General features: G+C 71.6%; 7 protein-coding genes and 1 pseudogene. 6 read left to right on the forward strand and 2 right to left on the reverse strand.

The genetic code is table 11. The features are described from left to right. Positions 1-272 (reverse strand): annotated as a pseudogene (locus tag RIN80_RS23760) (CAP domain-containing protein); the annotation flags it as partial. Between the two features lie 161 nt (positions 273-433). Here RIN80_RS23760 and RIN80_RS23765 point away from each other — a divergent pair. The 5 genes from RIN80_RS23765 to ftsY all read left to right on the forward strand — a co-directional run bounded on the left by RIN80_RS23765 (position 434) and on the right by ftsY (position 8,503). Beyond that, positions 434-715, forward strand: coding sequence for an acylphosphatase (locus RIN80_RS23765; RefSeq protein WP_309097680.1), 282 nt, complete (start codon positions 434-436; stop codon positions 713-715). A gap of 377 nt (positions 716-1,092) precedes the next feature. Beyond that, the gene (locus RIN80_RS23770; protein WP_003993245.1) at positions 1,093-1,296 is read left to right on the forward strand and encodes a hypothetical protein; all 204 of its coding nucleotides are present in this window, start codon (positions 1,093-1,095) and stop codon (positions 1,294-1,296) included. A 212-nt stretch (positions 1,297-1,508) separates the two neighbouring features. After that, entirely contained in the window at positions 1,509-5,087 is a 3,579-nt protein-coding gene (gene smc, locus RIN80_RS23775; protein WP_309097681.1) for a chromosome segregation protein SMC, read from the forward strand. A 221-nt stretch (positions 5,088-5,308) separates the two neighbouring features. Then, complete coding sequence (locus RIN80_RS23780) at positions 5,309-6,727, forward strand: sugar porter family MFS transporter (RefSeq protein WP_309097682.1); 1,419 nt, start codon at positions 5,309-5,311, stop codon at positions 6,725-6,727. Between the two features lie 576 nt (positions 6,728-7,303). After that, positions 7,304-8,503, forward strand: a complete 1,200-nt coding sequence (gene ftsY / locus RIN80_RS23785) for a signal recognition particle-docking protein FtsY (RefSeq protein WP_309097683.1) — start codon at positions 7,304-7,306, stop codon at positions 8,501-8,503. A gap of 109 nt (positions 8,504-8,612) precedes the next feature. Here ftsY and RIN80_RS23790 read toward each other — a convergent pair whose 3' ends face one another. Next, positions 8,613-9,278, reverse strand: a complete 666-nt coding sequence (locus RIN80_RS23790; RefSeq protein WP_309097684.1) for a bifunctional DNA primase/polymerase — start codon at positions 9,276-9,278, stop codon at positions 8,613-8,615. 445 nt (positions 9,279-9,723) lie between these two features. Here RIN80_RS23790 and RIN80_RS23795 point away from each other — a divergent pair, with 445 nt between their 5' ends. Further along, positions 9,724-11,223, forward strand: coding sequence for a hypothetical protein (locus tag RIN80_RS23795; RefSeq protein ID WP_309097685.1), 1,500 nt, complete (start codon positions 9,724-9,726; stop codon positions 11,221-11,223). Positions 11,224-11,319: the final 96 nt, after the last annotated feature.

Here is an 11,319-nt window from a genome sequence, read left to right on the forward strand (position 1 = left end):
CCGTCGGAGGTGAAACCGTCCGAACCGAAACCGTCGCTCGCGAAGACGGCCGTCTCCGTGAAGCGGTCACCGGCCGCGGAGGCCTCCGCCCCGAACAGATAGGCCTCGCTCCGGGCGTGGGTCTCGGCGTACGCCTCCGGGTTCAGATAGGGCGCGATGCCCATCGTCGGGGCGTCGTCCGCGGTGGAGTACAGCGGGTCGTGGCCCTCCGCGAAGCCGTCGGCGCGGCCCGTGGCGGCGCGGCCGGCGGCGGAGCGTCGGTGGCGTCCCATGTCCTGGCCTTCCTCGTCCTGGCGGTCGACTCGTCCTCGAGATCAACACCAAACTCACTCGATCGTGTGAGTTTCATATGAGATTCGTTGAGGGGGGACGGTACCGCATGGCGCAAGGGGAGGAAGTGTCCGGAGGGAGATCGGGCGGTTAGGTTGCAGTCATGAGCGAGGATGTGCGACTGGTCGCCTGGGTGCGAGGACGCGTCCAAGGTGTGGGTTTCCGCTGGTTCACGCGGGCCAAGGCCCTGGAGATCGGCGGCCTGAGTGGTTTTGCTCTCAATTTGGGCGACGGACGGGTCCAGGTCGTCGCCGAGGGCGCGCGCGAGGGCTGTCAAGGCCTGCTGGAGTGGCTCCGCGGTGACGACACGCCCGGCCGTGTGGACGGTGTCACCGAGATCTGGGACACACCCCGCGGCGGCTACGAGGGCTTCGCCATCCGCTGATCCGGCATCGCGGAACGGCTCCCCGGCCGCCCGCGGCGGGGGTCCCGGGAGCCGCCCCGAACGGAAACTCGCTGGTGATTGCCGAGAACCGCTTGCCTTGGCAGGCTCCAGACGCAAGGATGATCGCCACGCCCCGAGGGCCCGCTGAAGCCGCCGCGCCGCCGTTGAAGGCCGTGTGCGCCAGGGTCGCCCGCCAATACGGGGCGTGATCGTGTTGACCGTCAAACTTTTTGGTGAGACGCTGAAAGCACCCCGCGCACCTTAGCTGTTTGGCATGGCTGAACGGCAGCACAACTGAAGGCCTGCCAAGCCGCGGGTGCGAATCCCTCACGACCCAACCGCATCGGTCGGTCACTCATTGTGGAGGACCATCCATCATGGCAAAGGCGCTTCTCGGTTACGTCGGCGGCTCCGACCCTCGACTCCTCGCCGAGATGCGACGGCTCCAGCAGCGCGTCCAGGACCTGGAATCCGAGCTCGTACGGATCCAGGCGGAGAACGAGGCGCTGACGGCTGCCGCTTCTCACGACAGGATCATGGAGAGCGTTGACGCACACCAGGCGGAGCCTGCGCTCACCTGATCACTGCACCGCTCCACATCGGCACAGCAGTGGTGGGGAAGCCCGTAACAACCGCTGAGTTGTCAGAAGTGCAAGGGACGCCACCGGCGTCCCTTCTTTCTTTCCCCCGCGCATCCTTTCACCTTCTTTAACGTCTGGTCTGCCCTGCGCGTTCAGTGGCGAAACCGCGGGTTCATGGAGTGAGACGAACCCGGGCGGTAGAGTCCGGCGGCGTGCACCTCAAGGCCCTGACCCTCCGCGGGTTCAAGTCGTTCGCCTCCGCGACCACCCTCCGGTTCGAGCCGGGGATCACGTGCGTCGTCGGACCGAACGGCTCGGGCAAGTCCAACGTCGTCGACGCGCTCAGCTGGGTCATGGGGGAGCAGGGCGCCAAGTCGCTGCGCGGCGGCAAGATGGAGGACGTCATCTTCGCCGGCACCACCGGCCGCCCGCCCCTGGGCCGCGCCGAGGTGTCCCTGACCATCGACAACTCCGACGGGGCTCTGCCCATCGAGTACGCCGAGGTCACCATCACGCGGATCATGTTCCGCAACGGCGGCAGCGAGTACCAGATCAACGGCGACACCTGCCGTCTCCTCGACATCCAGGAACTGCTCTCCGACTCCGGCATCGGCCGCGAGATGCACGTCATCGTCGGACAGGGCCAGCTCGACTCCGTGCTGCACGCCGACCCCATGGGCCGCCGCGCCTTCATCGAGGAGGCCGCCGGCGTCCTCAAGCACCGCAAGCGCAAGGAGAAGGCGCTGCGCAAGCTGGACGCGATGCAGGCCAACCTCGCGCGCGTGCAGGACCTCACCGACGAGTTGCGCCGCCAGCTCAAGCCGCTGGGCCGGCAGGCGGCGGTGGCGCGCAGGGCGGCCGTCATCCAGGCGGATCTGCGCGACGCCCGGCTGCGCCTGCTCGCCGACGACCTCGTCCGGCTCCGTGAAGCCCTGCAGGCCGAGGTCGCCGACGAGGCCGCGCTGAAGGAGCGCAAGGAGGCCGCCGAGCAGGAGCTGCGCGGGGCGCTCCAGCGCGAGGCCCAGCTGGAGGACGAGGTCCGGCAGCTCACGCCGCGCCTGCAGCGGGCCCAGCAGACCTGGTACGAGCTCTCCCAGCTCGCCGAGCGGGTGCGCGGCACGATCTCGCTGGCCGACGCGCGCGTGAAGAGCGCCACCTCGGCGCCCCCGGAGGAGCGGCGCGGCCGCGACCCCGAGGACATGGAGCGCGAGGCGGCCCGCATCCGCGAGCAGGAGGCCGAACTGGAGGCGGCCCTGGAAGCCGCCGAACGCGCTTTGGAGGACACGGTCGCCCACCGTGCCGAGCTGGAGCGCGAGCTGGCCCAGGAGGAGCGGCGCCTGAAGGACGCCGCCCGGGCCATCGCCGACCGGCGCGAAGGCCTGGCCCGGCTCAGCGGCCAGGTCAACGCAGCCCGCTCCCGCGCGGCCTCCGCCCAGGCCGAGATCGAGCGCCTGGCCGCCGCCCGTGACGAGGCGCAGGAACGTGCCGTCGCCGCGCAGGAGGAGTACGAGGCCCTCAAGGCCGAGGTCGACGGCCTCGACGCCGGTGACGCGGAACTCGCCGCGCGGCACGAGGCGGCCAAGGAGGGGCTGGCCGAGGCCGAGGCCGCGCTCACCGCGGCACGCGAGGCCACCACGGCGGCGGAACGCCGGCGTGCCGCCACCCAGGCCCGCCACGAGGCCCTGGCGCTCGGCCTGCGCCGCAAGGACGGCACCGGCGCACTGCTGGCGGCCAAGGACCGCCTCTCGGGCCTGCTCGGTCCGGCGGCGGAGCTGCTGACGGTGGCCCAGGGCCACGAGGTCGCCCTGGCCGCCGCGTTCGGGGCTGCGGCGGACGCCGTCGCGGTCACGTCCCCGGCAGCCGCGGCCGACGCGATCCGACTCCTCCGCAAACAGGACGGTGGCAGGGCCACCCTGCTCGTGGCAGGAGATGACGCCCTCAGGGGCGCGGGGAACTGCGCGGCCAGCCACAACGGCGCCGCAGACGCCCGCCACACCTACGCCGCAGACCTGGTCCGCGGCCCCGCGGACCTCATGCCCGCCGTCAGGCGGCTCCTGCGCGGCATCGTCGTGGTCGACACCCTCGAAGACGCGGAAAGCCTCGTCTACACCCATCCGGACCTCACCGCCGTCACCGCCGAAGGCGACCTCCTCGGCGCCCACTTCGCCCACGGCGGCTCGGCCGGCGCCCCCAGCCTCCTCGAAGTGCAGGCCTCCGTCGACGAGGCGGCCGCCGAGCTGGAGGAGCTGGCCGTGCGCTGCGAGGAGCTGGCCGAGGCCCAGCGGGAGGCCGTCGAACGGCGCACGGAGTGTGCCGCGCTGGTCGAGGAGCTGGGGGAGCGGCGCAGGGCCGCCGACCGGGAGAAGTCGGCCGTCGCCCAGCAGCTCGGGCGGCTGGCGGGGCAGGCGCGCGGCGCCACCGGAGAGGCGGAACGCGCCGCCGCCGCCACGGCCCGGGCCCAGGAGGCCCTGGACAAGGCGCTTCAGGAGGTCGAGGAACTCGCCGAGCGGCTCGCCGTCGCCGAGGAGATGCCGATCGAGGAGGAGCCCGACACCTCCGTGCGGGACCGGCTCGCCGCCGACGGTGCCAACGCCCGCCAGACCGAGATGGAGGCGCGCCTGCAGGTCCGTACGCACGAGGAGCGGGTCAAGGGCCTCGCCGGCCGGGCCGACTCCCTCGACCGGGCCGCCCGCGCGGAACGCGAGGCACGCGCGCGTGCCGAACAGCGGCGGGCCCGGCTGCGGCACGAGGCGGCGGTCGCGCAGGCCGTCGGCTCGGGCGCCCGGCAGTTGCTCGCGCATGTCGAGGTCTCGCTCGCCCGCGCCGACGAGGAGCGCACCGCCGCCGAGGCCGCCAAGGCCCGCCGCGAGCAGGAACTCGCCCGCGCCCGCACCCAGGGGCGCGATCTGAAGGCGGAACTCGACAAGTTGACGGACTCGGTCCACCGCGGCGAGGTACTCGGCGCCGAGAAGCGGCTGCGGATCGAGCAGCTGGAGACCAAGGCACTGGAGGAGCTGGGAGTCGAACCGGCCGGGCTCGTGGCGGAGTACGGTCCGCACCAGCTCGTGCCGCCCTCGCCCCCCGCCGAGGGCGAGGAGCTGCCGGAGGACCCCGAGCACCCGCGCAACCGTCCGAAGCCGTATCTCCGGTCCGAGCAGGAGAAGCGCCTCAAGGCAGCCGAGCGCGCCTACCAGCAGCTCGGCAAGGTGAACCCGCTCGCGCTGGAGGAGTTCGCGGCGCTGGAGGAACGCCACCAGTTCCTCAGCGAGCAGCTGGAGGACCTGAAGAAGACCCGTGCCGACCTGCTCCAGGTCGTCAAGGAGGTCGACGAGCGCGTCGAGCAGGTCTTCACCGAGGCCTACCGGGACACCGCCCGGGAGTTCGAGGGCGTGTTCAGCCGGCTCTTCCCCGGTGGTGAGGGGCGGCTGGTGCTGACCGACCCGGACAACATGCTCACCACGGGCGTGGACGTCGAGGCCCGCCCGCCGGGCAAGAAGGTCAAGCGGCTGTCGCTGCTGTCCGGTGGGGAGCGGTCGCTGACGGCCGTGGCGCTGCTCGTGTCGATCTTCAAGGCGCGGCCCAGCCCGTTCTACGTCATGGACGAGGTCGAGGCCGCCCTCGACGACACCAACCTCCAGCGGCTCATCCGGATCATGCAGGAGCTGCAGGAGGCTTCGCAGCTGATCGTGATCACCCACCAGAAGCGCACGATGGAGGTCGCCGACGCGCTGTACGGCGTCTCCATGCAGGGCGACGGTGTGTCGAAGGTCATCTCGCAGCGCCTCCGCTAAATGGGTGCTCTCTACACCTGTCTCACCTGCGGGGCTCTGTGACTTCAATTCTTGAACACATCCCTGACACACTCCCGCCTCAGATTCACAGCACTCGCCTATTGACTTCGAAACTTGAAGGCATAGTCTCGGCAACGTTCCTTTTACCTTCAGGTACCTTCAGGCGGACCTCGAAGGGCTGACCCCCTCCGGCGGCGTTGCCGGTGGCCCGAGGAGTACACGTGACCAGCACAGCGCAGGCACCCAAGTCAGGAGCCGGGACGGCTCACCCCGATCATCTCGGGCACGTCATCTTCATCGCGGCGGCGGCCGCCATGGGCGGCTTCCTCTTCGGCTACGACAGCTCCGTGATCAACGGCGCCGTCGAGGCCATCCGTGACCGCTACGACGTCGGCTCCGCGGCCCTCGCCCAGGTCATCGCCATCGCCCTGATCGGCTGCGCCATCGGCGCCGCGACCGCCGGACGCATAGCCGACCGCATCGGCCGCATCCGGTGCATGCAGATCGCCGCCGCTCTCTTCACCGTCAGCGCCGTCGGCTCCGCGCTCCCCTTCGCGCTGTGGGACCTCGCCTTCTGGCGCGTCGTCGGCGGCTTCGCCATCGGCATGGCCTCCGTGATCGGCCCGGCCTACATCGCCGAGGTCGCCCCGCCCGCCTACCGCGGCCGGCTCGGCTCCTTCCAGCAGGCCGCCATCGTCATCGGCATCGCCGTGTCGCAGCTGGTCAACTGGGGTCTGCTCAACGCCGCCGACGGCGACCAGCGCGGCAAGCTGATGGGCCTTGAGGCCTGGCAGGTCATGCTCGGCGTCATGGTCGTCCCGGCCGTCCTGTACGGCCTGCTCTCCTTCGCCATCCCCGAGTCCCCGCGCTTCCTCATCTCCGTCGGCAAGCACGAGCGCGCCCGGCAGATCCTCGCCGAGGTCGAGGGCAAGGACGTCGACCTGGACGCCCGTGTCGCCGAGATCGAGGGCGCCATGAAGAGCGAGCACCGCTCGAGCTTCAAGGACCTGCTCGGCGGCAGCTTCTTCTTCAAGCCGATCGTCTGGATCGGCATCGGCCTGTCGGTCTTCCAGCAGTTCGTCGGCATCAATGTCGCGTTCTACTACTCCTCGACGCTGTGGCAGTCGGTCGGCGTCGACCCGACGGACTCGTTCTTCTACTCCTTCACCACGTCGATCATCAACATCGTCGGCACCGTCATCGCGATGATCTTCGTCGACCGGGTCGGCCGCAAGCCGCTGGCGATCATCGGCTCGATCGGCATGGTCGTCGGCCTCGCGCTGGAGGCCTGGGCGTTCTCCCACCACCTGGTGGACGGCAAGCTGCCCGCCGCGCAGGGCTGGATCGCCCTGATCGCCGCGCACGTCTTCGTCCTCTTCTTCGCGCTGTCCTGGGGTGTGGTCGTCTGGGTCATGCTCGGCGAGATGTTCCCCAACCGGATCCGCGCCGCCGCCCTGGGTGTGGCCGCCGCCGCGCAGTGGATCGCCAACTGGGCCATCACCGCGAGCTTCCCGTCGCTGGCCGACTGGAACCTGTCCGTGACGTACGTGATCTACACGGCGTTCGCCGCGCTCTCCATCCCGTTCGTCCTGAAGTTCGTCACCGAGACCAAGGGCAAGTCCCTGGAGGAGATGGGCTGAGCCCGTCCCGCGCACTCGGGGAGAAGGGCCAAAGTCCCCGCTGCCCCTCTCCCCGTAACCCGCCGCCGCCCCGGTTCGGCCACTGCCCGAGCCGGGGCGGCGGTCCGTCGTCTCACGGGACGATGACACCGCCGCCCTCGATCATCCGCGCGTGCGGGGCCGCTGCCTCCCGGTTCCGCAGCCGTCACCAGCCCCGGCGGTGCTCCTCGAACGCACGCGGGCCCCGCGCCCTCCGCGATCGCGTCGAGCCGATCATGCGGCTGGACCACCTCGCGCAGGAAGCCCGCGACGTCCTCGCCCTCCACCTCCAGGTCGTCGCCGGCCGGCACCGGCGGGAAGCGGGCGCCCGCCGCGCGCACCGCCTCCGAATCCCACCGGTTCCGTGGTGACGCCCCGGTCGTCGGCGTGCGCGGCGATCTCCAGGGCCGCGCGGCGACGGACCCCGAGCCCGGCGGGAGAGACCCGTCGGCTGACGGGGCGTCAGGCATGCGGAGGGGTGGAGATCCGGCGGCCCCGGCCTTCCGGGGCGGTGCGCACGGGGTGACCCGGGGTCCCATGGCTGATACTGGACGCGTTATGGACATCGTCATCCTTGCTGTAGTCATCGCCGTGGTCGTGCTCGGCGCGCTCGGCGGGCTCATCGTCGGCAGCCGGCGCAAGAAGCAGCTGCCGCCGCCCCCGCCCGCGGCGCCCGACATCACCGCCCCACCGGCCGAGCCGCACGTCGGCGACGAGGCCGAGACGCCGCGGGAGGAACCGCGGCGCACCATAGAGGAGGTTGATCTTCCGGACGGCTCGGCTCCGGTCGTCGTCGAGGAGCCGCCCGCCGAGGCTCCCGGGATCGAGATCCCGGAGCCCACCGCGGGCCGCCTGGTCCGGCTGCGGGCCCGGCTCTCCCGCTCGCAGAACGCCCTGGGCAAGGGCCTGCTGACCCTGCTGTCCCGCGAGCACCTCGACGAGGACACCTGGGAGGAGATCGAGGACACGCTGCTCACCGCCGACGTCGGCGTGCAGCCCACCCAGGAACTGGTCGAGCGGCTGCGCGAGCGCGTGAAGGTGCTCGGCACCCGCACCCACGAGGAACTGCGCACCCTGCTCCGCGAGGAGCTCCTCACCCTGGTCGGCCGCGACATGGACCGCGTGGTCAAGACCGAGCCGGAGGACCGCAAGCCGGGCATCGTGATGGTCGTCGGCGTCAACGGCACCGGCAAGACCACCACCACCGGCAAGCTCGCCCGTGTCCTGGTCGCCGACGGACAGAGCGTGGTGCTCGGCGCGGCCGACACCTTCCGGGCCGCCGCCGCCGACCAGCTCCAGACCTGGGGCGAGCGCGTCGGCGCCTACACCGTGCGCGGACCGGAGGGCGGCGACCCGGCCTCCGTGGCCTTCGACGCGGTCAAGGAGGGCAAGGAGATGGGCGCGAACGTCGTGCTCATCGACACCGCCGGCCGGCTGCACACCAAGACCGGTCTGATGGACGAGCTCGGCAAGGTCAAGCGGGTCGTCGAGAAGCACGCCCCGGTCGACGAGGTGCTGCTCGTGCTCGACGCCACCACCGGCCAGAACGGCCTCGTCCAGGCCCGGGTCTTCTCCGAGGTCGTGGACATCACCGGCATCGTGCTCACCAAGCTGGACGGCACGGCCAAGGGCGGCATCGTCGTCGCGGTCCAGCGCGAGCTGGGCGTCCCGGTCAAGCTGGTCGGGCTCGGCGAGGGCGCGGACGACCTCGCGCCGTTCGAGCCGGAGGCGTTCGTTGACGCCCTTATCGGGGAGTGAGCTCGGCACCCGCCGCGGCACGACCTGCGAGAAACCGTACCTGCGCGAGAAGCGCCCGCCCCCGAGGTGCAGTCGGGGACGGGCGCTTCGCTCTGTGTCCTGGCCGCGGCTACGCCCGTGAGCGGTGTGCCACGTACGCCAGCGTGCCCAGCACCAGGCGGGCCTCCGGTGGCCGGGAGGCCGAGTCCAGGGCGGGGGAGCGCAGCCAGCGGACCGGGCCGAGGCCGCCGCGGTCCGAGGGCGGCGCCGTGATGTGCGCGCCGGGGCCGAGGCCGCGCAGGTCGAGCGCGTCCGGGTCGTCCCAGCCCATGCGGTAGAGCAGCCCGGGCAGATCGGCGGCGGCGCCGGGGGCGACGAGGAAGTGGGCGCGGCCGTCCGGGGTGGCGGCGACCGGGCCGACGGGCAGGCCCATGCGCTCCAGCCGGGCCAGGGCGCGGCAGCCGGCCGGCTCGGCCACCTCGATGACGTCGAAGGCCCGGCCGACCGGCAGCATCACCGAGGCGCCGGGGAACTCCGCCCAGGCCTCGGTCACGTCGTCGAGCGTCGCCCCGGCGGGGATCACCGCGGCGAAGTCCAGCGGATGCGCGCCCGGGGCCGGGCAGTCGGGGCGGCCGCAGGAGCACGCGCCCGCCGACGCCCGGGCTCCCGGCACCACGTCCCAGCCCCACAGGCCGGTGTACTCGGCCACGGACGTGCCGTCCGACGAGCGGCTGCGGCGGCGCGAGCCGGACCGGATGTCGCGCATGCCCCGGCTGATGCCGATCGTGAAGCCCATACCCCCTCCAACGGGTCCGGCGCGCCAGTGGTTACGCAGCGGACGCGACACGTGACTCTCCGTTTCCGACTTCCCGGTGACGGACGGTTCACTCCGCGCCAGGAAGTGCCCAGGGTGGTGTGCCCGACGGTGCGCGCCCCTGGATGCATCGCTACACCCGCTCCTGGGTGTGCTGTGTCAAGTGAATCGCGCGTTGACGTACGTGAGTTCATTCGAAGGGGTGGCGAATGGTGGCGATTGCGTGTGAGCCGTGGCTGGGCGGGTGATCGTAGGATTACTTTGTGTGCACGAGGCCTGGGGGCACATGCACTCGCGGGTATGCCGGTGGCAACTCGCCTTTCCGTTCGAAGGGTGACAAGGGCCGGACGGACGGCCGTACGAACCGGCATGCTGATAGGGCTTGGCGCACTCGGCGACAAGTGGTCTCAGGGATGGGGGCGTTCCAGTGAGCGGCAACGGCGGAAGCGGAACGAACGCTGCACACGCGACGCACACTGAGAAGCGCCCCAACGAGCTGCTCACCTCCTGGTTCGTGCGCAGCGGCTGGTCCAAGGGCGAGCTCGCCCGCCAGGTCAACCGCAGAGCCCGCCAGCTCGGCGCCAACCACATCTCCACGGACACCTCCCGGGTGCGCCGCTGGCTCGACGGCGAGAACCCGCGCGAGCCGATCCCCAAGATCCTCTCCGAGCTGTTCTCGGAGCGCTTCGGCGTCGTCGTCTCCGTCGAGGACCTGGGGCTGCGCACCGCGCGCCAGTCACCGTCCGCGACCGGTGTCGACCTGCCCTGGACGGGCCCGCAGACCGTGGCCCTGCTCAGCGAGTTCTCGCGCAGCGACCTGATGCTGGCGCGGCGCGGCTTCCTCGGGAGCTCGCTGGCCCTGTCTGCGGGCCCGGCCCTCATCGAGCCCATGCAGCGCTGGCTCGTGCCCTCGCCGGCCGTCCCGCGGTCCGAGCCCGAGCCGGCGGCCGCCTCCGGGCGCTCCCGCGGCCGGCTGTCGAAGCCGGAGCTGGACCTCCTGGAGTCCACGACGGTGATGTTCCGCCAGTGGGACGCCCAGTGCGGCGGCGGGCTGCGCCGCAAGGCCGTCGTCGGCCAGCTGCACGAGGTGACCGACCTGCTCCAGGAACCCCAGCCGGAGGCCACCACCCGGCGCCTGTTCAAGGTCGCCGCCGAGCTCGCCGAGCTGGCCGGCTGGATGTCGTACGACATCGGGCTGCAGCCGACCGCGCAGAAGTACTTCGTCCTCGCGCTGCACGCGGCCAAGGAGGCCGGCGACCGGCCCCTCGGCTCGTACGTGCTGTCCAGCATGAGCCGTCAGATGATCCACCTCGGCCGGCCCGACGACGCACTGGAGCTGATCCATCTCGCGCAGTACGGCAGCCGGGACTGCGCGAGCCCGCGCACCCAGTCGATGCTGTATGCGATGGAGGCCCGCGCCTACGCCAACATGGGCCAGCCCGGCAAGTGCAAGCGGGCGGTGCGGATGGCCGAGGACACCTTCGCCGAGGCCGGCGAGTGGGACGAGCCCGACCCCGACTGGATCCGCTTCTTCTCCGAGGCCGAGCTCTACGGCGAGAACTCCCACTCCTACCGCGACCTGGCCTATGTCGCCGGCCGCAGCCCCACCTACGCCTCGCTGGCCGAGCCCCTGATGAAGCGGGCCGTGGAGCTGTTCGCCGAGGACGGCGAGCACCAGCGGTCGTACGCGCTGAACCTGATCGGCATGGCCACCGTGCACCTCCTGCAGCGCGAGCCCGAGCAGAGCACGGTGTTCGCCGCCGAGGCCATGCAGGTCGCCAAGAAGGTCCGCTCCGAGCGCGTCAACACCCGTATCCGCAAGACCGTCGACACCGCCGCACGCGACTTCGGCGACCTCGGTGAGGTCGTCGACCTGACCGAGCGGCTCGCCGCCGAGCTGCCCGAAACCGCCGCCGAGGCGGTCTGAGGCCCCGACCCCCGAACCCCGGCCGCGGCCGGCCCTCCCGAACTGCCCGACTCGGCTCCCCCAGCCAGGTCAGCGGAAGGCCGGCCGCGGCCGGCC

This window comes from Streptomyces sp. (assembly GCF_031181705.1).
Lineage (GTDB): Bacteria > Actinomycetota > Actinomycetes > Streptomycetales > Streptomycetaceae > Streptomyces.